The organism is Streptosporangium sp. NPDC048047, assembly GCF_040653115.1.
Taxonomy (GTDB): Bacteria; Actinomycetota; Actinomycetes; order Streptosporangiales; family Streptosporangiaceae; genus Streptosporangium.
Map to the genome: position 1 here is coordinate 17,743 of NZ_JBEZNH010000040.1, position 22,589 is coordinate 40,331.

At 73.9% G+C, this 22,589-nt stretch carries 15 protein-coding genes; 10 read left to right on the forward strand and 5 right to left on the reverse strand.

Going from position 1 to position 22,589, the window contains the following annotated elements; all coding sequences use genetic code 11:
- The first annotated feature begins 164 nt into the window (after positions 1-164).
- The 5 genes from dxr to AB0D67_RS27775 all read left to right on the forward strand — a co-directional run bounded on the left by dxr (position 165) and on the right by AB0D67_RS27775 (position 6,927).
- Entirely contained in the window at positions 165-1,337 is a 1,173-nt protein-coding gene (dxr, locus tag AB0D67_RS27755; RefSeq protein ID WP_362942033.1) for a 1-deoxy-D-xylulose-5-phosphate reductoisomerase, read from the forward strand.
- A gap of 57 nt (positions 1,338-1,394) precedes the next feature.
- On the forward strand, positions 1,395-2,543 hold the full coding sequence (gene ispG / locus AB0D67_RS27760; protein ID WP_362942036.1) for a flavodoxin-dependent (E)-4-hydroxy-3-methylbut-2-enyl-diphosphate synthase: 1,149 nt from the start codon (positions 1,395-1,397) through the stop codon (positions 2,541-2,543).
- Between the two features lie 297 nt (positions 2,544-2,840).
- Positions 2,841-4,055, forward strand: a complete 1,215-nt coding sequence (locus AB0D67_RS27765; protein WP_362942039.1) for an OmpA family protein — start codon at positions 2,841-2,843, stop codon at positions 4,053-4,055.
- A gap of 290 nt (positions 4,056-4,345) precedes the next feature.
- A complete protein-coding gene (locus AB0D67_RS27770) occupies positions 4,346-6,028 on the forward strand; it encodes an alpha/beta hydrolase (protein WP_362942042.1) in 1,683 nt (560 codons plus the stop codon).
- A 56-nt stretch (positions 6,029-6,084) separates the two neighbouring features.
- Positions 6,085-6,927 carry a GNAT family N-acetyltransferase gene (locus AB0D67_RS27775; protein ID WP_362942173.1) on the forward strand — a complete coding sequence of 281 codons (843 nt, stop codon included), beginning with the start codon at positions 6,085-6,087 and terminating at the stop codon, positions 6,925-6,927.
- Between the two features lie 45 nt (positions 6,928-6,972).
- Here AB0D67_RS27775 and AB0D67_RS27780 read toward each other — a convergent pair whose 3' ends face one another.
- Complete coding sequence (locus tag AB0D67_RS27780; RefSeq protein WP_362942045.1) at positions 6,973-7,350, reverse strand: DUF3037 domain-containing protein; 378 nt, start codon at positions 7,348-7,350, stop codon at positions 6,973-6,975.
- The gene (locus AB0D67_RS27785) at positions 7,347-8,168 is read right to left on the reverse strand and encodes a HipA family kinase (RefSeq protein WP_362942048.1); all 822 of its coding nucleotides are present in this window, start codon (positions 8,166-8,168) and stop codon (positions 7,347-7,349) included. The genes AB0D67_RS27780 and AB0D67_RS27785 overlap by 4 nt, the downstream gene beginning before the upstream one ends.
- A 187-nt stretch (positions 8,169-8,355) precedes the next feature.
- Between AB0D67_RS27785 and AB0D67_RS27790 the strand changes: the two genes are divergently transcribed.
- The 5 genes from AB0D67_RS27790 (at position 8,356) to AB0D67_RS27810 (ending at position 17,474) form a co-directional block, all read left to right on the forward strand.
- Entirely contained in the window at positions 8,356-10,503 is a 2,148-nt protein-coding gene (locus AB0D67_RS27790; protein WP_362942051.1) for a PASTA domain-containing protein, read from the forward strand.
- A gap of 262 nt (positions 10,504-10,765) precedes the next feature.
- The gene (locus tag AB0D67_RS27795) at positions 10,766-13,006 is read left to right on the forward strand and encodes an MMPL family transporter (RefSeq protein ID WP_362942054.1); all 2,241 of its coding nucleotides are present in this window, start codon (positions 10,766-10,768) and stop codon (positions 13,004-13,006) included.
- A 376-nt stretch (positions 13,007-13,382) separates the two neighbouring features.
- Positions 13,383-14,015 (forward strand): SSI family serine proteinase inhibitor, encoded by a 633-nt coding sequence (locus AB0D67_RS27800; RefSeq protein WP_362942057.1) that lies wholly within the window; start codon positions 13,383-13,385, stop codon positions 14,013-14,015.
- Positions 14,016-15,294: 1,279 nt separating this feature from the next.
- Complete coding sequence (locus AB0D67_RS27805) at positions 15,295-15,489, forward strand: hypothetical protein (protein WP_362942060.1); 195 nt, start codon at positions 15,295-15,297, stop codon at positions 15,487-15,489.
- Between the two features lie 224 nt (positions 15,490-15,713).
- A complete protein-coding gene (locus AB0D67_RS27810) occupies positions 15,714-17,474 on the forward strand; it encodes a trypsin-like peptidase domain-containing protein (RefSeq protein ID WP_362942063.1) in 1,761 nt (586 codons plus the stop codon).
- Between the two features lie 130 nt (positions 17,475-17,604).
- Here AB0D67_RS27810 and AB0D67_RS27815 read toward each other — a convergent pair whose 3' ends face one another.
- The 3 genes from AB0D67_RS27815 to AB0D67_RS27825 form a co-directional block, all read right to left on the reverse strand.
- Positions 17,605-19,716 carry a CHAP domain-containing protein gene (locus tag AB0D67_RS27815; RefSeq protein WP_362942066.1) on the reverse strand — a complete coding sequence of 704 codons (2,112 nt, stop codon included), beginning with the start codon at positions 19,714-19,716 and terminating at the stop codon, positions 17,605-17,607.
- A gap of 248 nt (positions 19,717-19,964) precedes the next feature.
- Positions 19,965-20,306 carry a VOC family protein gene (locus tag AB0D67_RS27820; RefSeq protein ID WP_362942069.1) on the reverse strand — a complete coding sequence of 114 codons (342 nt, stop codon included), beginning with the start codon at positions 20,304-20,306 and terminating at the stop codon, positions 19,965-19,967.
- Between the two features lie 172 nt (positions 20,307-20,478).
- Entirely contained in the window at positions 20,479-22,497 is a 2,019-nt protein-coding gene (locus AB0D67_RS27825) for a protein kinase (protein ID WP_362942072.1), read from the reverse strand.
- Between the last annotated feature and the right edge of the window lie 92 nt (positions 22,498-22,589).

Genomic DNA, 22,589 nt, shown 5'->3' on the forward strand with positions numbered 1-22,589 from the left:
CGCCGCATGTCTATATTTCTCAAGATTTACAGGTATTGCTATATCTAAATTCGGACTTAAATTGCGCTTTTTATCGCCCGTCTCCCGCGTTCCGCGAAACCCGCTCCCGATGCGGGGCGCGACCGGTGGGCGGGAGCCGCGAGAATGGGGCCATGGACCCAGACATGACACGCTCCGTCGTCCTGCTCGGCTCGACCGGCTCCATCGGGACCCAGTCCCTCGACGTCATCGCCCGCAACCCGGGCGGGTTCCGGGTCGCCGCGCTCGCCGCCGGAGGCTCCCGTGTCGACCTGCTGGCCCGCCAGGCGGCCGAGTTCCGGCCCGAGGCGGTGGCCGTCGCCGACCCCGCGGCCGTCCCCGCGCTGCGCGAGGCCCTGTCCGCGCTCGGCGTGACCGCGAAGGTCCTCGCCGGACCCGAGGGCGTCGCCGAGGCCGCGGCCTGGCCCTCCGACGTGGTGCTCAACGGCATCACCGGCGCGCTGGGGCTGACCTCGACGCTGGCGGCGCTGGAGGCGGGCCGTACGCTGGCGCTCGCCAACAAGGAGTCCCTGATCGTCGGCGGCCCGCTGGTCAAGCGCCTGGCCGGGCCGGGGCAGCTGATCCCGGTCGACTCCGAGCACAGCGCGCTCGCCCAGTGCCTGTGGGCGGCGAGCTCCGCCGGTCCCGACGCCTCGGCCGTGCGGCGGCTGATCGTCACCGCGAGCGGCGGCCCCTTCCGCGGCAGGCCGCGCGCCGAGCTCGCCGGGGTGACCCCCGAGCAGGCGCTGGCCCACCCGACCTGGTCGATGGGGCCGGTCGTCACGGTGAACTCCGCCACACTGGTCAACAAGGGCCTGGAGGTCATCGAGGCGCACCTGCTGTTCGACATCGGCTTCGACCGCATCACGGTCGTGATCCACCCGCAGTCGATGATCCACTCCATGGTGGAGTTCACCGACGGCTCGGTCGTCGCCCAGGTCAGCCCGCCCGACATGCGGCTGCCGATCTCTCTGGCCCTGGGCTGGCCCGGCCGGGTCCCCGGCGCCGCCTCCCCGGTCGACTGGACCCGCGCCCACACCTGGACCTTCGAGCCGCTCGACGACGAGGCGTTCCCCGCCGTCGCGCTGGCCCGGCACGTCGGCGAGGCAGGCGGCACCGCCCCGGCCGTCTACAACGCCGCGAACGAGGTCTGCGTGGAGGCGTTCCTGGCCGGCCGGCTGCCGTTCCCCGGCATCGTCGACACCGTCGCCGCGGTGGTCGCCGAGCACGCCGTCACCGAGGCCGATTCGGTCGAGGAGGTGCTCGCCGCCGACACCTGGGCGCGGGTTCGTGCCCGGGAGCTCACCGCGGCTGCCTAGACTGTCAACGCCGTCGACTTTTTCAAGGGCTGAAAAATGACTTCTGTTGCTCTCGGTATGCCGTCCGTACGGACCCGGCCGATCGCCGAGCGTCGCAAATCCCGTCAGATCATGGTCGGTTCCGTGCCGGTCGGCGGGGACGCGCCGGTCTCGGTGCAGTCGATGACCACCACGGTCACCGCCGACATCAACGCCACGCTGCAGCAGATCGCCGAGCTGACCGCCTCGGGCTGCCAGATCGTCCGCGTCGCCGTGCCGTCCCAGGACGACGCCGAGGCGCTGCCGATCATCGCGAAGAAGTCGCAGATCCCGGTGATCGCCGACATCCACTTCCAGCCGAAGTACGTCTTCGCCGCGATCGAGGCCGGCTGCGCGGCGGTCCGGGTCAACCCCGGGAACATCAAGAAGTTCGACGACAAGGTCGGCGAGATCGCCCGCGCCGCGTCCGACCACGGCGTGCCGATCCGGATCGGCGTCAACGCCGGCTCGCTCGACCCTCGCCTGCTGGAGAAGTACGGCAAGGCCACCCCCGAGGCGCTGGTGGAGTCGGCGCTGTGGGAGTGCTCGCTGTTCGAGGAGCACGGCTTCCGCGACATCAAGATCTCGGTCAAGCACAACGACCCGGTCGTGATGGTCCAGGCGTACCGCCTGCTCGCCGCCCGCTGCGATTACCCCCTGCACCTCGGCGTCACCGAGGCGGGCCCGGCGTTCCAGGGCACGGTCAAGTCCGCCGTCGCGTTCGGCGCGCTGCTGGCCGAGGGCATCGGCGACACCATCCGGGTGTCGCTGTCGGCCCCGCCGGTCGAGGAGATCAAGGTCGGCACCGCGATCCTGGAGTCGCTGGGCCTGCGCGAGCGCGGCCTGGAGATCGTCTCCTGCCCGTCCTGCGGCCGCGCCCAGGTCGACGTCTACACCCTGGCCGAGCAGGTGCAGGCCGGGCTCGCCGGGCTGAAGGTCCCGCTGCGCGTCGCGGTGATGGGCTGCGTCGTCAACGGCCCCGGGGAGGCCCGCGAGGCCGACCTCGGCGTCGCCTCCGGCAACGGCAAGGGCCAGATCTTCGTCAAGGGCGAGGTCATCAAGACCGTCCCCGAGTCGCAGATCGTCGAGACCCTCATCGAGGAGGCCCTGCGCCTGGCCGAGGAGATGGGCGTCGAGGTCGACCTCGACGACGAGGACGGCTCCGGCGCCCAGGTCGTCGTCGGCTAGGACGTGCGGTTCGTGGATCCTCGCCACGGTGAGGATCCACACCCGGACTCCGTTCCACGGATCTCCGCCCGGACGGCCGCGGTTCCACGGATCCCCGCCCGGACGGCCGCAGCGGGCGGGGACGATCCGTCCGGTGCCGTGACCGGAAACGACCACCGGGTTCGCGCGTGGCCGGCCGCGCCGGCCCGCACACCTCGCGGGCGCGTTCGGGCCGTGCCCCGGGAAGGCTCCCCGCCGCTCGGCCTCGATGAACGCGCTATACGGATCCTGAAGGTGGATCTCCTATCGTCGAGGGTCATGTGGAGAATCTCCGGAAGATCCATCACGACGAGAATCAGGTTTCTGACACCGCTGCTCGTCGTGGTGACGGCCGCGTGCGGTGCCACGACGATCGGCGGGGGCGGGGAGGAGCGCCAGACGCCGGCCCACGCGAGCTCGCAAAGCGCCACCGCGACCACCGCGACCACCGAGGTGTCCGGCGGCCCGGCCTCGCCGACGCCGACGCCGGTGCCGACCGGGTCCGAGCCGGCGAACTGCCCGAACGGGAAGCTCATCCCGGCGGTGGACATCCCGGCCGTGCACGCCGACCCGGTGGTTATCCCGGAGGCGAAGATCGGCGGCACCACCGTTCCCGCCGTCACCATCCCCGGCGTCGACATCCCCGCACAGCGCGTTCCCGCCCAGTGCACCGAGATCGCCCCGGCTCCCGGAGGCTGCCTCGGCGCGGCGTCGATCCCGCCGGTGTCGATTCCCGCCGTGGAGATCCCGCCGGTCGAGATACCCGGCGTCGACGCGGGCGGGATCAAGCTCGATCCGGTTCGGGCCGACGGAAAGCGGGCCGAGGCGCGGCACGCCGAGGGCGTGTCGACACCCGAGGTGTGCCAGGTCGAACCGAAGGAGGGCGGGATCGTGTCATTCGTGATCCGGCCGTTCATCATCCGCCCGTTCGTGATCCGGCCGTTCGTCATCCGCCCGTTCATCATCCGGCCGAACGCCTGCAACGACCGGAACGAGTGCGTCCCGGCCGTCGAGGTGCCGGCGGTGGAGGTGCCCGCGGTCGAGGTGCCCGCGGTGGAGATCCCGGCCGCCGAGCTGAAGTCGTACGAGGTCGGCAAGAGCGAGATCCTGAAGGGAGACGACTCGATCGCCTTCACTCTCAGGGCCGACGTGCTGTTCGACTTCGACGAGGCGGTCATCAAGCCCGCGGCCGCCTCCGAGCTCAGGCGCATCGCCCGGGAGATCGGGGAGAAGGCGAAAGCGGGCGCGCCGATCGCCGTCGACGGGCACACCGACGCCAAGGGCGACGACTCCTACAACCAGTCGCTGTCCGAACGGCGGGCCCAGGCGGTCGTCGAGTGGCTGGCGGGCGAGGGGGGCCTGGCGCGATCACGGTTGAAGGCGCGGGGATACGGCGAGACCAAACCGGTCGAGCCGAACACCAGGTCCGACGGCTCGGACGATCCGGCGGGACGCGCCAGGAACCGCCGGGTGGTCGTCTCCACCGTCACCTGAGGTCACGGGAGAAGGGAATCCACCCGCCTTCGGCGAGGGCCCGCCGCTCCACGCGTCCGCTGCTCACCGGAGACGGATCCCGGATGGTTCGCGCGGGGCCGTCCGGCGTGATGCGGCGGACCTCCCGGACCGGCCGTCGGACCTCCCGGTCCGGGCGCGCCGCCGTCGGTCCCGCGTCCCTCGCGGAGGTAATCGGCCGGGCGTGCGCCGGTAAAGAACCGGCCGTGTCGCCGGTGGCTCCGTCCCACCCCGGGAGACCATCACCTCTGCCGTAGGAGTAGGGGGATGATGTGAAAAGGGTCATCGGGGTCATCGGGGGCGTATCGCTGCTGGTCGCCGCGCTCGGGGCGCCCCAGGGGGCGGTGGCGCAGCGGCGGGACGAGCCGGTCTGGAAACCCTGCGGCGGGCAGCACGGCACCGGGATCTTCGAACCGCCGGCCGTCCCCGGCCGGGCGGCGAACACCGAGGAGTGCGCCTCGGTGCGGGTGCCGCTCGACTACGGCGACCCGTCCCGGACGATCAGCCTGGCCCTGACCCGGATCCGCGGGACGGCCGCACCCGGCCGCGACCACCTGGGGGTGCTGCTGGTCAACCCGGGCGGGCCCGGCGCCTCGGGCCGCGACCTTGCCCGGCGGGTCGCCGCCCAGCTCCCTCCCGGCCTGTCCGGCCGGTTCGACGTGGTGGGCTTCGACCCGCGGGGCGTCGGCAGGAGCCGGCCCGTGCTGCGCTGCATGAGCCCAGGGAAGCTCTACGACGCCCCCCGTCCCGACTACGTGCCGCGCGACCGCCGGGAGGAGTCGGTGCTGGCGGACCGTGCCCGCCGGTACGCCGAGGCGTGCGGGAGCCGGTGGAACTGGCTGCTGCCGTACATGACCACCGAGAACTCCGCCCGGGACATGGACGCGATCCGGGAGGCGCTCGGCGAGCGGCGGATCAACTATCTCGGCTACTCCTACGGCACCTATCTCGGCGCGGTCTACGCCACCCTCTTCCCCGACCGGGTCGGGCGGATGGTCCTGGACAGCGTGGTGGACCCCAAGGGGATCTGGTACGAGTCCAACCTCGCGCAGAACGTCACCTTCGACCGGCGGCACCAGGACTTCCTGCGGTGGACGGCCCGCCACAACGACCTCTACCGGCTCGGCCCGACCCAGAAGGCCGTCTCCTTCGCCTGGTACGCCATGCGCGACCGGCTGCGCGACCACCCGGCGGGCGGGAGGCTCGGCCCGAGCGAACTCGACGACCTCTACACCGTCGCGGGCTACTCCGACCTGGTCTGGCCCCAGTTCGCCAAGGCGTTCTCCGCCTACGTCCGCAAGGGCGACGCCGGGCCGCTGCTCGCCGCCTACCGCCGCAACGTCGAGACCGACGCCGCGGCCGAGAACAGCTACGCGGTCTACCTCGCGGTGCAGTGCCGCGACGCCGCCTGGCCGCGCGACTGGGGCGTCTGGCGGCGGGACATGACGCGGATGCACAGCCGGGCGCCCTTCCTCACCTGGTCCAACGCCTGGTACAACGCCCCCTGCGCGTTCTGGCCGCAGCGGGGCGGCACGCCGGTCGGGCTGCGGGACGACCCGAGGCTCCCGCCGATCCTGCTCATCCAGGCCGAGCGGGACGCCGCCACGCCGTACGACGGGGCGCTGCGGCTGCGCCGGCTGTTCACCGCCTCCCGGCTGGTGAGCGCGACGAGCGGCAACCACGGCGTCGCCCTCGACGGGAACGCGTGCGTGGACCGCCGCCTGTTCGCCTACCTCAGGGACGGTGTCCTGCCCGCGCCCGCGCCGCCGGCCGCGTCCGATGACGCCCGCCGTGCCGGAGCCGCCAGGACCGGAACGGCCGGGAACGGGACGGGATCCGCATACGGCGCGGCACGTCGTCCCGGAATCGCCGCCGACGTCCGCTGCGCCGGAAACCCCGAGCCCGTGCCCGCAGAGGAGCGCCCGGTGGCCCGCGCGATCGCCATGGGGGGATGACGGCCTCTGAGTTGGTTCCTGCCAAAATCGAGGGGGTCGCGTAGGCTGAGGCCGTGATGCTCCGCACGATGGCGTCGCGCGTGCTCGACGACAACGACCGTGACGAGGTTCTGGCGCTGCTCGACGCCGACCCTGTGGCCAACGTCTTCGTGGCCTCCCGGGTCCGTGCCGTCGGGCTCAGCCCGGCCAGGCTCGGCGGGCAGATGTGGGGCTTCGGACCGCGCGGCGGCCTGACCGCCCTCTGTTACGCCGGTGCCAACCTGGTGCCGGTCAACGCCGGCCACGAGGCCGTGCACGCCTTCGCCGACCGTGCCCGCAGGCAGGGCCGCCGCTGCTCGTCGATCGTCGGCCCCGTGGAGGCCGTGGGACCGCTGTGGGAGCGGCTGGAGCCCCACTGGGGCCCGGCTCGGGCCGTCCGCTGGGCGCAGCCGGTGATGGCGGCCGTCCGGCCGTCGCCGGTGCCGCCCGACCCGCTGGTCAGGCGGGTCCGGCCCGACGAGTTCGAGATCCTCCTGCCGGCCTGCGTGGCGATGTTCACCGAGGAGGTGGGCGTCTCCCCGGAGGCCGGGGACGGCGGCGCGTTATACCGCTCCAGGGTCGCCGAGCTGATCCGCATCGGCCGGTCCTACGCGCGGATCGAGGACGGCCGGGTCGTCTTCAAGGCCGAGATCGGCGCGGTGACGCCGCTGGCCTGCCAGGTGCAGGGCGTGTGGGTCCACCCCGAGCTGCGGGGCAGGGGGCACGCGGCGGCCGGGATGGCCGCCGTGATCCAGCACGCGCTCGGCTGCTTCGCGCCGGTGGTCTCGCTGTACGTCAACGACTACAACGCCCCCGCCAGGGCCGCCTACCGCAAGGCCGGGTTCGAGGAGGTCGGCACCTTCATGTCGGTGCTGTTCTGAGGTGCCGTTCTGAGCGGAGGGCCGTGACCGGTGCGCCGCGCCGGGTCAGACGCCGCGCACCAGGCAGGTCATCAGGCGCTCCAGCTCCGCGTCGGGGTCGGCGGTGAGGCCGGCGTGGACCGGGCCGGTCTGCACGATCGTGCTGCGCGGGGCGGTCAGCCAGCGGAACCTGCCGCCCAGCGGCTCGGCGGCCAGCGGGCCCTCCTCGGCGGTGCAGGACCGCTGGTAGACGCCCAGGGCCTGCCGTACCCCCTCGGTGTCGGCCCGGGGGTCCAGGGCGCGCAGCCGCGCCTCGTCCAGCTCCACCCGCGCGCACAGGTAGTCGCGCGGCTGGCAGTAGAGCAGCACCCCGGCGTTGATCAGCTCGCCGCGCTCGACGCGGGGGATGACCCGGATCACGGCGTACTCGTAGACGTCCCTCACCGGTTGTCCTTCCAGAACGCGCCCACCGAGCCGGTCTTCGTCTCCTGCCGCGGGGCCCGCCCCGGCGTTGCGGGCGGCTCCGGCACCCACGTCCGCGGCTCCTGGACACGGGCCAGCAGGTGGTCGACGTACGCCTGCCGTACGGCCTGCGCGCCGTCGAAGCCCGGCTCGTCCTCCAGCCACTCGTCGGGGACCTCGTCCACCACCGCGTCGAGGAGGTCCCGGGTGATCATCGGGGCGAGTTCGGCGTCGGCCCGCGCCGTCTCGGTGGCGAAGGGGGCCAGCACGTGGTCGTCGGCGCGGAAGCCGCGCCGGGGATCGGCGGTGGGCCAGTTGTGGTGGAACCACAGGGCCGCGCCGTGGTCGATCAGCCAGACGTCGCCGTGCCACAGCAGGAGGTTGGGGTTGCGCCAGCTCCGGTCGACGTTGTGGATCAGCGCGTCGAACCAGATGAGCCGGGAGGCGAACTCCGGGTCGGGCGGCCAGGTGAGGGGCTCGAAGCCCAGCGCTCCCGGCAGGAAGTCGACCGCGAGGTTGGCGCCCTCGCTGGCCTTGAGCAGGTCCTGGATCTCCTCGTCGGGCTCGCGGGCGCCGAGCTGGGGGTCGATGTCGATCACCTTCAGCTCGGGGGTGCGGAAACCGAGCCGCCTGGCCAGCTCGGCGCAGACGACCTCGGCGACGAGCACCCGGCGGCCCTGCCCGGCGCCCCGGAACTTCACGACGTAGGTGCCGAGGTCGTCGGCCTCGACCACCCCGGGCAGCGACCCGCCCTCTCGCAGGGGCGTCACGTAGCGGGTCGCCGTGATCTGTTCCAGCACCTCGCCAGGCTACCGGGTCACCCGGGGACGGGCGGGGCCGGTTTCGGGGGGATCGGGGGGAAAGGCACTGACCTGAGCATCACATGAGTGTCACGGTCGGGTCGCCGGTGGCCTGGTCACCGTTGACTGCCGGGGACACCTCTTCTTGAGTGGATGCAAGGGGCGACGGCGGGGGAGGGAGGCTCACGTGCCGCGTACGGAGCCGCTCACGTCATCGGACCCCCGGAGACTCGGGGAGTACGAGGTCATCGGCCGGCTGGGGGAGGGCGGCCAGGGAACGGTCTACCTCGCCGCGCATCCCGGGGGCGGGGACGAGCACTACGCCGTCAAGCTGCTGTACCGGTCGCTCGGGGAGGACCGGCACGCCTTCCTGCGCGAGGCCGAGCTGGCCAAGCAGGTCGCCCGGTTCTGCATCGCCCAGGTGGTCGGCGCCGGGCTGGCGGGCGACCGCCCCTACATCGTCAGCGAGTTCGTCGACGGGCCATCGCTCCAGCGGGAGGTCGAGATCGGCGGTCCCCGGGCCGGAGGCGCCCTGGAACGCCTGGCGATCGGCACCGCCACCGCGCTGGCCGCCATCCACCGGGCCGGGATCGTGCACCGCGACTTCAAGCCGCAGAACGTGCTGCTCGGCCCGGACGGCCCCAGGGTGATCGACTTCGGTCTGGCCAGGGCGCTGGACACTGGCGCCGCCCCGGTGACCGGCGGCGCGGGCACCCCCGCCTACATGGCGCCCGAGCAGGTGGAGGGGGCCGAGGTGGGCCCGGCGGCCGACGTCTTCGCCTGGGGCGCCACCGTGTGCTTCGCGGCCAACGCCTGGCCCCCGTTCGGCCATGACTCGGTCGCGGCGGTGCTGCACCGCGTCCTCACCGCGCCCCCTGAGCTGGGCCGCCTGGACGGCTGGCTCGGCAGGCTGGTCGCGGGCTGTCTGGCCAAGGACTTCCGCGACCGCCCCACGAGCCGGGAGCTGCTGCTCGCACTCCTCGGGGAGGACGGCGGCGGGCCGTCGGCGGGCGTCACGCCGCGCGCGGGCCGTACCGGGCCGCCGCCCGCGGGGTACCCGGCGGGCCTCTCACCGTTCGAGGGGTCCGCGGGGGACCCGTCGTCCGCGGGGCACGCGGCGGACCCGTCATCCAGGGGGCACGCGGCCGACTCGTCGCCCGCGGGGTACCCGGCGGGCCCCTCGTCGTTCGAGGGGTCCACGGCGGACCCGTCGTCCATGGGGCACACGGCGGGTCCGTCGTCCGCCGGGCGGGCGGCGGGCCACGACGTCCCACCGGGACCCGCCGCCTTCCCCGCCAGGGTGACCGAGCCGCCCGCCCATCCCCGGCGGGCGGTCACCAGGGCCTCCGTCGCGATGTCCGGCGCGCTGCTGGTCAGCGCTGCGGTGCTGGCGGGGGCACTGGTACCCGCGGTGGGCGGGGGCGGGAGCCAGGCCATGGGCGGCGGGCTGATCGGTCCGTCCGCCGAGACCGGCACGCGGGACCGGCTCACGGCGCACCCCGGCCGTACGGCCCGCCCGGCCGAGAACACGTCCGGCGCCACCGCGCCGCGCGTCCCGCCCACGAGGTCGCAGACGGGGAAGACCGCCGTCCCGCCGGGAGAGGGCGCCTCCACCCCGCCGCCGGCCGTTCCGGGGGTGAGCGTTCCCGCGCTCGCCGGGCTCGACCACGCCGAGGCGTCCCGGCTCATTGAGAAGGCCGGGCTGATCCTGGGCGCGCTCACCCGGACCGACTCCGACCGGCGGATCGGCCAGGTCGTGGGGAGCCGGCCGCGGGCGCGGGCCACCGTCGCCCGGGGGACCAGGGTCGATCTGGAGATCTCGGCGGGGGTGGCCGTCCCGCGGCTGGCCGGCCTGGACACGGAGGCCGCCGGGGCGGCCCTCACCCGGGCGGGCCTGGCCCGGGGGGCGGTGACCACGCGCTGCTCGGCGCGGCCGGGGGGAGAGGTGCTCGCCAGCACCCCCGGCGCGGGTGCGCGGGCCTCCTCCGGCGACAGGGTCGCGCTCGTCGTGTCCCGGCGCGGCACGGCGGTGCCGTCGGTGGTGGGGCGGACGGCAGAGGCCGCGCGTGACGCGCTGAGCGGGGCGGGGCTCGCCGTACGGCTCCGGCCCCGGCTCGTCGACGACCCGGAGCGGGACGGGAAGGTGCTGGCCCAGAGCCCGGAGCCGGGCGGGTGCGCCGCGCCGGGCGCCACGGTCGTGATCACCGTCGGCGTCGCCGGGCAGTCCGGGCCGGGGCCCGGGGAGCCCTCCACCGGGCCGGACCCCTCCGCGCCGCCGGACCCGCCCGCCACGGAACAGCCCGGTCCCTCGGAGGACCCGGCGGGCGAAGGCTGAGCCGGATCCGGGGCGAGGCGTCGTCACGGCGTTGACCTGTGGGTTCCTGGGGCCGATGGGGCCGCTGGGGCCTGGGCGGCGGCACGGGGCGGTCCCGGTGGGCGGCTGATGCGCACGGGGTCCGGCGTACGAGTGTGTTCATCGTCTCATTCACCGTTGAGATCCCTTATTTCGCGATATTTCGCAATACGCTCTCCTGGGGATTTCGCGTGCCGTACGAGGGCCGCGCCGGTTTCGAGAGTTCTCAAGGGGACGGTCACCGATGTCGGGCTTGCTGGGGCGGCTGGGAAGTTGGTGCGCGCGGCACGGCGGAGCCGTGCTGGCGCTGTGGGTCGCCGTGGCGGTGCTGCTCACCGCGGGCTCGCTGTTGTTCCCCGGCCCGGTGAACAACAACGTCGCCATCCCCGGCACCGACGCCCAGCGGGCGCACGACCTGATGCGCGAGGGCTTCGGCCCCGGCTACGACACGGGCGGCACGGTCCAGATCGTGCTCTACTCGCCCGACGGGCCCCTCACCGCCAAGAGCCGCAAGGACGCGGTCCAGCGGGCGATGGACGGGATCCGCGCGCTGCCCCACGTGACCGAGGTGCAGACCCCCTACCGGGTCGGCGGGATGGCCTCCAGCCTCCAGATCGGCATCATCACCGCCAAACTCCAGGGCCACGACACCGACAAGGTGGCCGAGATCAGCCGCCAGGTCTCGGACGCGGCGGCCCCCGCGCGGGCGGCGGGGATCGAGGCGGTGCCCGCCGTCGCCTCCACCCCCGCCGACAAGGAGATCAAGACGGGGGCCAGCGAGATCATCGGCGTGCTCTGCGCGCTGCTGGTGCTGGTCTTCGCGTTCGGCACCGTGGTGGCCGCGATGATCCCGATCTTCACGGCGCTGATCAGCATCGCGACCGGCCTGGGCCTGATCAGCCTGCTCGGGCACGTCGTGGACGTGCCGAAGCAGGCCTCCATCATGGCGACGATGATCGGGCTCGGCGTCGGCATCGACTACGCGCTCTTCCTGCTGAGCCGGCACCGCGGACTGCTGGCCGCCGGGGTGCCGGTGCACGAGGCGGTGCGCCGGGTCGTGGCGAGCTCCGGCGGCGCGGTGGTCTTCGCGGGCGGCACGGTGATCATCGCGCTCAGCGCGCTCATGCTCGCCGGGTTCCCGATGCTGCAGACACTCGGCTGGATCACCGGGGTCTCGGTCGTCTGCGCGGTGATCACCGCGGTCACCCTGGTGCCCGCGCTCCTCGGCCTGCTCGGCCACCGGGTGAACGCGCTGCGCCTGCCGTTCGCGGGCGGCCGGAAGGGAAGCCACGGCGCCTCGGGCTGGTCGGCGCTCGGCACTTGGGTCGCCCGACGCCCCTGGCGGGTGCTCGCGCTCAGCGTCGTGATCCTCGGCGCGCTGACCGCCCCCGCCCTCGGGATGAAGCTCGGCACGCTCGACGACGGCTACGCCGAGAAGGGCACCGACGCCCGCCGCGCCTACGAGCTGCTGGAGGCCGGGTTCGGGCCGGGGTTCAACGGGCCGCTGATCGTGGTGGCCTCGCTCGACGAGAAGGCTCCGGCCTCGGGGCCCGAGCCGGCCGTGCTCAAGGAGCTCAAGAGGAAGGTCTCCGCGGTCGACGGCGTGGCGCACACCGCCGACCCCGTCCTCAACGACACCGGCACCGCCGCGCTGGTCCAGGCGATCCCCGAGTACGGCCCCGGCGACCCGCGGGCGCTGGACGTGGTCGAGGGCGTGCGCGCGATCCGCCTCGACGGGGCCGAGGTGCACGTGGGCGGCAAGGTGGCGGGCATGGCCGACGCGAACGCGCGGATGGCCGAGCGCACCCCGATCGTCATGGCCGTCGTGGTGGCGCTGAGCGCGCTGCTGCTGCTCCTGGCGTTCCGGTCGCCCGTGGTGGCGATCAAGGCCGCGGTGATGAACCTGGTCTCGCTCGGCGCGGCGTTCGGCGCGCTGTCGCTGGTCTTCTCCTTCGGCCTGGGCAGCGCCCTGGTCGGCATGGACCCGCCGGTCGGCGTGGACGGCTCCTTCCTGACCGCGATCTTCTTCACGGTGCCGATCGACAGCTACATCCCGCTGATGCTGTTCGCGGTGCTGTTCGGCCTGTCGATGGACTACGAGGTCTTCCTGCTCACCGCCGTACGGCAGGCGTACCTGCGGCACGGGGACAACCGCCGGGCGGTGGCCGAGGGGCTGGGGTCGACCGGCCGGGTCATCACCTCCGCGGCCCTGATCATGGTGGCCGTCTTCGTGGCCTTCATCGCCTACCCCGACCCCATGGTCAAGATCTTCGGTGTCGGCCTCGCCGTCGCCGTCGCGGTGGACGCCACCGTCATCCGCGGGCTCCTGGTGCCGTCGACCATGGCCCTGCTGGGCAGGCTGAACTGGTGGTGCCCCCGCTGGCTGGACCGGATCCTGCCGGACCTCTCCGTGGAGGGGCACGACGAGGAGGAGGCTCCGGCGGAGGAGCCGCGCGGCAGGCTCGTCGGCGCCGGCCTGGGGTGACCCGCGTCGCCGGCCCGGGGTCACCCGCGCCGGTCTGGGCCGTCCTCGCCGAGTTCCCCGCGGTTTTCCCGATGCGCCCACGCGACGGCGCCGGTCTCGGCGAGAATGGCGTCGGCGGCCGGGACGCCTGTCCGTTCCGGCGAAGCGGTTTCGCGTCGGCCGGGTAGTTTTGTGCTGATTAATCGGTTACGTGTTGATTAAGCGGTTCCGTGCCGGAAAAACGGGTCACAGATGACGTCCGGCGGCGAGTCGCCGTGCGACATCCCGGCCTTAGCGGATATAGCATTTTCACTGTTCAGGACGCACATCATCCCCCCGAAAAGGCTAGAAAGCCCCTTTCCGGCCTTTCAGGCAACGCGTTTTCTTTGGGGATTCCATGCGACGTCTCTTGTGCACGACCGTCACCGGCCTGATCCTGCTCGGCGGCACCGTCACCGCCGCCCAGGCGGCCGCCGGGCCCAGCGATCCCGGGTACGACCCCGGGTACGACCCGGGCTCCGCGCAGCTCCAGGCGGACCCGGCCTGGCAGGGCATGACGGACCCGGCGGACATCCCGCCGCCTCCACCCGGTCCCCGGCCCATGCCGCCCGGAGCCGGTCGGCCCGTACCGCTTCCCATGCCCGTACCGCCCGGGCCCGGCCGGCCCGTACCACCTCCCATGCCCCTGCCGCCTCCGTCCGTGAGGCCGCCCTTCCCCGGCGTCAGGCAGCTCACGCTGTCGGTCGCCAGGGCCTACGGGCCGTTCACCCAGCCGCGGACCGTCTGGCTGAGCTGCTCTCCCGTGCGCGGCACGCACCCGAACCCGTACGCGGCGTGCAGGGAGCTGACCCCGGCGCAGGGCAACCCGGCGTTCGTCAGCGTCGTGTCGCCGATCTTCTGCTCGCGCATCTACCAGCCGGTCACGGCGCGGGCGTACGGCTCCTGGAACGGCCGGTACATCCGGTTCCAGCGGACCTACCCCAACTCCTGTGAGCTGCGCAGGGCTACCGGCCTGGTCTTCGCGTTCTAAGCGCCGGGGCCTTTCCGAGTCCTCCGGCCGGGGAGAGTCCGGTCCCCGGCCGGAGTCCCCGGTCCGCGGCCCCGTGACCGGAAGCCGTCGCCGTCCGCGGCCCACGGCCGGGAGCCGTCGCCCTCCGTGCCCCTCGGGTTCGGAAGACGTGCCGCGCATGTTCGTCCTGTCGGCCCTGGACCCCGGCATGCGCGGCACCCCGGCCGGCGCGTCGAGATGCCGGCCGCCGGAAATATCGCCTTTTCTGGATAGGCGCACCGGGTGCGCCAGGTTTTTCTCGGATTGGATCCGACAACAGGGATTAACCCCCGCGAGAAGGTGCGAGGGTTATGATTTCCTGGCATCTATTTGCTTCCGGCGAACTGTGTCGCCCGGATGGTTTATTGCACCCCGAAGTACCTTTTTGGCTGATCAGCACATTCGGTGCGTAATCAAGCAAGATTTTCGCCATCAAGGACACAGGGAGATTCACGTGCTTCTTCCACGGTGCGGGCGAGCGCCGCGCTCCGCCCCCGGCAGGCAGGCGGGAGCCCTGGCCGCGGTGGCCGTCGCCGGCCTCCTCGCCGTCGCGTCGAACGAGGCTCCGGCGTACGCGAACCAGGCGGGGCAGGTCACGGCCGGTCAGGGCGACCGGGCCTCAGCGCTTCTCCTTCCCCGGCACACCACTCTCACCACGAGCGCGACCTGCGGCTGCCGCCGGCACTGCGGCTGCCGGCGCTGCTGCCATCGCTGCGGTTGCGGCCGTTGCGGCGGACGGGGATGCAGGGGGCCCCGCGGATTCCGCGGCAAGAGAGGCCCCGCCGGGCTGAACGGCAGGAACGGCCTGGACGGACGGCCCGGTCCCGCCGGACCGCCCGGACCACCGGGCGAGTCGCGCTTCGACGGCGACCTCGCCGCGCTGCTCGCTCTCGCGCAGGCGGAGGGGATCACCGGTCCGAGAGGGTTCCAGGGTCCGCCGGGAGCCCCGGCGGCGACCAGGCCCCCCGGCGCGGGGAACGCCCTGGGGCCCGGCGGCCCGCCCGGTCCCGCGGGCCCGCCGGGGTCCGCGGGTCCTCCCGGTCCGGCGGGGTCCGCGGGCCCTCCCGGCCCGGCGAGCCTCCCGGAGGCCACCGGCCCCGCAGGTCCGGCGGGTCCCTCAGGCCCCACCGGCCCCTCAGGCCCTGCGGGCCCGGCGGGTCCCACCGGCCCGGCGAGGCCGAGACCGCCGGTCCCGGTGGCTCCGACGCCTCCGGTGACTCCAGTGCCTCCGGTGGTCCCGCCCGTGCGGATGATCCCCGGGGTGACGATCGGGACGGTGCCGGTGTGGCCGATCGAGATCCTGACGCCGGTCACGCCGATCGTGTCCGGGTGGACCTGCTACACCTCCTGCTCGCCGTCCTACACCCCCTGCCCGCCGTCGTGGACGCTCGTCGGCGCCTGGAGCGCCTGGAGCGCGTGGAGCCCCTGGAACTCCTGGAGCCCCTGGACGTGCTGACGCGCCCCGCGAGAGGCCGGGGACGCGGGCCGTGTGCCCGCGTCCCCGGCCCGTGCCCCGTCGCCGGACGGGGAGCGCGCGCCGGCCGCGCCGTACGGTGCCCGCCGCGTGCCCGGCCCGCGCTCCGCCGATGAGCGGGCGGGGCTGCCAGCCGGTTCCAAGTCCTCCCCAAGTCGTGCCCGGAATGCTCCGCTCCGGAAAGCGAGTTTGGGGAGAGCGAGCTAATGCAGGCACGAACAACCGTCGCGGCCGGGCTGGCGGGGCTGGTCCTGGCCGGCGTCATGGCGTCACCCGGAGCCGCCCTGGCGGCCCCGAAGGATCCGGAGATTCCCGTGGGAACGCGGCTGGCGGCCCGGACGCATCCGGCCGTGCAGCTCACCTCGGTGTCCTACACCGCCGACGTCGCGGTGCCGACCCCGGTGGCCAAGCCGGCGGCGATCAGGAACCTGACCGTACAGGGGGTCGAGGCCGTCCGGTCGGGCAAGATCTCCTCCGACGACAACAGCATCTACCGGTGGATCGTCCAGCAGATGGCCGGGAACCCGGGCCGTTACTTCTCGCCGGGGAAGCCGGAGCGGGTCGTGAAGGCCACCGCGGGCGGGCTGTGCACGGGCTGGTGGGTCACGCCGGACGGCTACATGGTCACCGCCGCCCACTGCGTCGGCCAGGAGGACGCGCAGCTGGCGCGGACCTTCGCGTCCCAGGCACTCGAGAAGATCAACAAGAAGGACGCCGCCGACCTGGTGGCCGACCTCGGCGAGTTCGCCTCCGACGACGAGATCGTCCGGACCGCCGCCAAGATCTTCCAGATCTGGAACGCCGACAACATCAAGATCCGTAACGTCGAGAGCTCGCTGTCCCTGCTGCAGAGCCTGCCCGGCGGCGGCGTGGACAAGACCGCCAAGGCGGTCCCCATCGAGCTGGTCGCCAGGGGAACGGTCTATCCGGGCAAGGACGTCGCGATCCTCAAGGCCAACGGCATGAACAACCTGCCGACCGTTCCGCTGGGCGCCGACTCCGACGTGCGGGTCGGCGACACGCTCTACATCAGCGGTTTCCCCGGCACGGTGACGCAGACCTCGATCTTCAACATCGAGTCCAAGCTCGAACCCGCGTTCACCGAGGGCCCCTACAACGCCTCCAGGCAGACCCCCGAGGGCGTGCCGTACATCCAGACGCAGGCGCCCTCCTACCCGGGGAACTCCGGCGGGCCGGTGTTCAGCAGGGACGGCAAGGTCATCGGCATCCTGGTCGGCGGGCTGATCCAGCAGGACGGAGGCTCCACCGAGGGGGAGAGCTTCGTGCTGCCGGTCGGCGTCGTCAAGGAGAAGCTGAACGAGAAGAACATCCGGCCCGCCGAGTCGGTGACGACGAGGACCTACAACGAGGCGCTGGAGCTGTTCTTCGCCGACCACTACTCCGAGGCGCTGCCGAAGTTCCGGGAGGTCCAGGCGCTGCACCCGAACCACCCCTACGTCGCCCGGTACATCTCCGACTCCCAGCAGGCCATCACCGCGGGCCGGGACAGGAGCCCGGGCCCGATCCCGCCGTGGCTGATGTGGGGCGGCGGAGGCCTGGCGCTCGTGGCCGCGCTCGGCGCCCTGGCCGTCGTGCTCGGGCGCAGGCGCCGCCCGAAGGCGCCGCCGCCCTTCCCCGAGATCCCGTACGACGCGCGGCAGGTCCCCCGGACGGCGGGGCACGGGCCCGTGCCCCAGGACGACCGGTCCGGGCGGTACGACCCGTACGGCGCGGACCCGTACGGCGGGCACGATCCGTACGGCGCGCCGCGGCGGCCCGTCCACTCGCGGCGCTCGCCGCACCCCCTCCCGATGGGGCCGGGGGACGGGCCCGCCGTCGCCCCGCAGCCGCCGTACGGTCAGGCCCCGCAGGCCGGCCCCGGGGCCGACACCAGGATCGCCGATCTGGAGGCGGAGCTGGAACGGCTGCGCCGCAGTCCCGGCCGGCACCCGGACGACGGGCGCTGAGGCGCCGCTCCCGGCGGGCCTCCGGACGTCATGGAGCGTCCGGAGACCCCCGGGCCCCCGGACGTCATGGGGCATCCGGAGACCCCCGGGCGCGCCGCTCCCGGATCCCTCGCGGGGCCGGGAGCGGCGGTCACACCCGCTCCGGGACCTTCGCCCGGCGGCGTCCCCGGTAACCGCCGCGCACCAGGACGTCACCGCCGACCACGATGTCCTCCTGGGCGAGGACGGCCGCGGACCGGCTCAGGACGTCCGCGGACCGGCTCGGGAAGTCGACGGACCGGCTCGGGAGGTCGACGGACCGGGTGCGGGCCGCCGGGGCGGGCCCGAGCCGGACGGTCGTGCCGGCCACGGACTCGGAACGCCGGTGCCGCCGGCCGCGCAGCGGGACGTCCTGGGCGAAGCCGGACGTCTCCAGCGGGTGCTCGCGGTGGTGCCGCCGGCCCTGCTGCCGGGCGTCCTGCGTGAAGGCGATGGCCTCGGCGGGATGCTCGCGCAGGCGGCGTCTGCCCTGGTAGGGCGCCCTCGGGCCGTCGTGGCGGCGGACCGGGGAGATCTCCCGGTCCGGAGCCCGCTCCGGACTCCCGGCGTCTCCGGTCCCCGCGGCGTCCCCGGCCGCGCCCGACCGGCTCTCCGGAACGGACGCGAACCAGCCCTCGGAGGCGGTCGTGGACCGGCTGCCCGATACGGGGGAGAACCAGCTCTCGGAGGCGGCCTCGGGGCGGTCCCCGGAGACGGCGGAGAGCCAGCTCTCCGCCGTCTCGCTCACGCGGGCGAGGAGGGCCGTCAGATCGGTCTCCTCGGCGTGCGTGAGGCTGGCCGCGTCGGGGAACGACTCGGCCTCCGCACCGTGGGAGCCGGTGCGGGCGAGTGCCGCCGGCAGGGCCTCGTCGGCCCGGTGGACGTGCAGGGACGAGGCCGTGGCGACGGCCTGCCCGGCCGGCGGGACCGCCGCGGTGGTGGAGACGGCCGTCCGTGCGGTCGCGGCCCCGGGGAGGGACACCAGTCCGTCCCGCGCCGTGGTGGCCGCGGGGATGAGGACCGGGGTTGGCGTGATCTCGGGGAGGACCGTCCCGGCGGTCCGCGACTCGACGACCGGGGCCGTGGAGACGGGGGACACGGTCGTGGCGGGCGCGTTCTTGGTCATCCGGCGGCGTCCCGGTGCGCGGCGGCGGCCGGGGGCCCGGCGGGCGGGCGCCTTCCGCGACGGGGCCGCGGGGACCGCGCCGGCGAAGGCGAGGCGGGTCCGCGACTGCTTCATCCTGGCATGGGCGATCATCGCCATCGCGGTGAGCAGGACCGGCGCGAGAACGGTCGGACTGCCGAGCTGGGGGACGGGCAGGGACAGGTCGCGGCCGGAGGCGACCGGGTCCGCGGAGATCGCCTTGGTGTCCGCGGTGGCCGGCTTGGCGTGCTTTCCGGCCGAGGCCCCGGACGGCGCGGCGGCCTGCCCGGCCGTCGTGCCGGTGATCCCCGCCGTCGCGTCCGTCGTGCCGGTGGTCCCGGTGGCGCCCGCCGTACCGGTGCCGGCGCCGTTGACGGTCGTGGTCGTGGTCGCCGGGGTCTCAGCCTGGGCGGGGGACGGGGAGGGGGCGGCGTGCTTGCCGGGGCCCTTGGCGTGCTTGGGAGCGGGCTTGGCGGTTGTCTTCGTGCCGGTCTTCTCGACCGGCACGGGGTCGGGCACGGCGAACAGCGCCAGCGCGCCGGGGTCGGGCGAGACCTCCACCGAGTTGTCGGACCGGACGTCGGAGGAGGTGATGACGGTCTTCTTCTGGGCCGCCTCCTTCTCCAGCCGGGCCTTGATCTTCTCGGGGTAGCCGTAGCCGACGACCTTGTCGGTGTCGCGCACCTTGCGCTTGGCGACCCCGCCGTCGATGTTGCCCTCGATCGTGTGGATCTTCCGGCCCTCGACCTTGGTCACGATGCCCACGTGGTCGATGCGGTCGATCTTGTTCGAGCCGCCCCAGTCGAAGAAGACGATGGCGCCGGGCTCCGGGGTGGTGCCCCAGGCGTCCTGCTCCTTGAACCACCGCGCGTGGTAGACGGTGTAGGCGAACTGCCCCACCCAGCTCTCGTAGCCGAGCTTGTGCGCCGCCCATGACAGGTACATGTCGCACCAGGGGGCGGAGGAGTAGTCGTCCTTCGACACCACGGTGCCGTCGTACCAGCCGCCGAACTTCGTGTAACCGTCCGACTTCTCGGAGTAACCGAGCTGGCTTTCCAGCAGCTCGATGAACTTGTGCATCTCAGGGGTCATAGAGAGTTTCGCGAGAACCCCGATGGCCACGCGTGTGTGGTCGCGCCGCCTTCGCGACCTGGGCATCGGGGACGGGGTCGAACGATGGTGCGTTCACGCGGGCGGTCGGAGAGGGACCGGGGCGCGTGTGGCGGCACCATTGGCCAGTGACTTCCGTGACGGGAGGGGTTACATGCTTCAAGAATAGGTTACGTCACGGTAAAGCGTGCATAGATCTTAAAACTGGGTAAGACCGCTCAGATGGGTGCGTAGAGGACGAGGGTGTTCCCCGAGGGGTCGCGGAGCACCGCCCTCGTCTCGTGCGGTCCCGCCTCCGGCTCGCGCACCACGGTCGCGCCCGCGTCCGCCAGCTCCCGCACGGCCCGCGCGACGTCGTCCACCCGGTAGGACGGCGCGGTGACCTCCCCGGCCACCCGCTCCTCCGCCGCCACCAGCGCGACCGTGGCGCCGCCCCCGTCCAGGGCCGCGAACCGGTCGCCGTCGCGGAAGCGCACCGCCAGGCCGAGCGTCCCGGAGTAGAAGGCGATCGCCTCTCCCATGTCGGCCACAGGGATCAGGACGTTGCCAAGCTTGGTCAAGGAAGCCTCCGCGGGGGTCGGTTGTCGATCGACAAGCTAGCGATGCCGGTTTCCAGCCACAAGACGAGGTTCCAGGTGATTTTTTGCGAAACCTGGGTACCGGCCGCTCTTCACCCGGTTTTTGGGGGGCCGGAACCCGCTCAGCCGTCCGCCCGCCGGGCCGGACCTCCACTCAGCCGTCCGCCCCCGCCGCCTCCGAGACGTCGTCCGTCCCCGTGAGGTCTCCGATTTCCGGGAGGCCGCCCGTCCCGGAGACGCCGGAGCCCGTCCCGGTGCGATCCGGGTCCGCCTCCGGAGCGGAGGGCCCGGAGAGCCCGGAGGAGCCGGAGAGGCCGGAGCGCCCGGAAGGCCCGGAGGCCGTGCCCCGCCCGCAGGCGGGCAGGCCCAGCCGCACGTCCCGGGAGCGCATCTCGCCGCCGGGGACGACGGCGATCGTCACCAGCCGGTGGACGTACTCCCCGCAGGGGGGAAGGGCGGCGAACTCCCCGGGGACCCGGCGGGCGTACTCCGTCAGACCGGACAGCGTCAGGGTGCGGACGCCGCCGGTCAGCCCGCCCTCGCCGCCGACGACCTTCTGGGCGAACCCCAGCCGCACGGTCACCGCCGAGGTGCCCGCGGCCCGCACCCGGAAGCCGACCTCGGAGCCGTCGAACGAGATGATCTCCGCCTCCGCGGCCGGGGCGCCGGGAGAGGGGGTGGGCGAAGGCCCGGCCGGGGGCGGCGTGCCCGGGGAGGGCGCCGATCCCGTCGGGCTCGGCCGGCCGGGGACGGTGGCCGTCGCGGTGGGACCCGGCCGGCCCGGACCGGTGGCCGTCGCGGTGGGTCCCGGACTGCCCGGCCGCGCGGTGGGGCCCGGACGCCCGAGCCCGCCGGTGGGAGCCGGAGGAGCGGACCGGTCCGGGGAGCCGCCCGGCCCGGTGGGCGCGGGCGGCGCGGTCCGGCCGGGGGCGGCGCTCCTCGGCGGCCCGGGGGAGGGGCCGGGGGCGACGGGGTCCCGGGACCGTCCGCGGCCGGCCGACCGGGCCGTCCCGTGGTCGCCGGAGGCGGCCGTGCCGCCCGCGTGCCGTCCCGGGGCGGGAGTGAAGACCGTGCCCGAGGCGAGCCGGTCGGGGGTCCGGCCCGCGACCACCAGTCCGGTGACGACCGCGACGCCGATCATCCCCGCGGCCGCCGCGATCCGCGGGCCGAGCCGGGGCCGGCGCGCCGTGCCCGCCCGGCCGGCCGTGTTCCCGGGCTTCGGGACGCCGGCCCTGGGAGTGGCCCTGGAAGCGGTCCTGGCCAGCGGGAACGCCAGCGCCAGCCCGATGGCGAGCTCGGCCAGGCGTTGCCGCCCCCGCCGCTCCCAGTCCGGTCCGCAGGCCGCGGGTGCGACCGACTCCAGGACCGCGGCGAAATCCCGGGCCGTGGCCGGCCGGTCCCCCGGGTCCTTGGCCAGTCCGCGGGCCACCAGCTCGCGGAGCCCGTGGAGCCGAAGGACCGGGGCCGGAACCGCCTCCACCGGGACCGGCTCGATCCGGTGCCGCCGCCCAAGCTCCGCGAGCTCCGCGAGCTCCGCCGGTCCCGCGGTCTCCGGGCCTGGCCCCGCGGGCGCCGTGCCGTACGGCGGGCGCCCCGTGAGGCACTCGAAGAACACGCACGCGGCCGCGTACAGGTCGCCCGCCGGACCGGCCGGGAGCCCGTCCCACCGCTCGGGCGCCGCGTAGGGCAGGCCGCCCGGCGGCCCCGGTTCGCCGGTGCGGGCGGCCACGCCGAAGTCCGTCAGCTTGCCGGCGCCGTCCGCCTGGACGAGCACGTTCTCCGGCCGGTGGCCGCGGTGCACGACTCCCGCGGAGTGCGCGGCCGCGAGGCCCGCCAGCGAGTCCCGCAGCACCACCAGCGCGGCCTCGGGGCCGAGGGCGCCGTGCCGGGCCAGGATCCTCCGGAGCGGGACCCCGTCCACCAGCTCCATCACGATCGCGGCCTGGATCACGTCCTCGTAGTACTCGTGGAACGAGACCACGTTGGGATCGCGCAGGTCGGCCAGGACGCGGGCGTCCCGCCGGAACCCGGCCAGGAACCCGGGGGAGTCCCGCAGGGAGGCGCCGAGATACTTGATGGCCACATAGGCGCCGGTGGCCTCGTAGGTGGCCAGCACCACGCGGCCGCCGCCCCCGCCGCCGAGCTCTCGCACCTCGCGGTATCCCGGAACCATCCAGTCCCCCTCCGAGCGCCGTCGGTTGTTCGACGGTCTCACCCCCCGGGACGGTTGTCACGGTTCGCGAACTTCGCACCGGGCAGTAAGCC

Coding starts and splice junctions, on each gene's coding strand:
- AB0D67_RS27815 (WP_362942066.1), bottom strand. CDS start 19,716: ATGCACAAGTTCATCGAGCTGCTGGAAAGCCAGCTCGGTTACTCCGAG.
- dxr (WP_362942033.1), top strand. CDS start 165: ATGACACGCTCCGTCGTCCTGCTCGGCTCGACCGGCTCCATCGGGACC.
- ispG (WP_362942036.1), top strand. CDS start 1,395: ATGCCGTCCGTACGGACCCGGCCGATCGCCGAGCGTCGCAAATCCCGT.
- AB0D67_RS27795 (WP_362942054.1), top strand. CDS start 10,766: ATGTCGGGCTTGCTGGGGCGGCTGGGAAGTTGGTGCGCGCGGCACGGC.
- AB0D67_RS27765 (WP_362942039.1), top strand. CDS start 2,841: ATGTGGAGAATCTCCGGAAGATCCATCACGACGAGAATCAGGTTTCTG.
- AB0D67_RS27775 (WP_362942173.1), top strand. CDS start 6,085: ATGCTCCGCACGATGGCGTCGCGCGTGCTCGACGACAACGACCGTGAC.
- AB0D67_RS27810 (WP_362942063.1), top strand. CDS start 15,714: ATGCAGGCACGAACAACCGTCGCGGCCGGGCTGGCGGGGCTGGTCCTG.
- AB0D67_RS27800 (WP_362942057.1), top strand. CDS start 13,383: ATGCGACGTCTCTTGTGCACGACCGTCACCGGCCTGATCCTGCTCGGC.
- AB0D67_RS27825 (WP_362942072.1), bottom strand. CDS start 22,497: ATGGTTCCGGGATACCGCGAGGTGCGAGAGCTCGGCGGCGGGGGCGGC.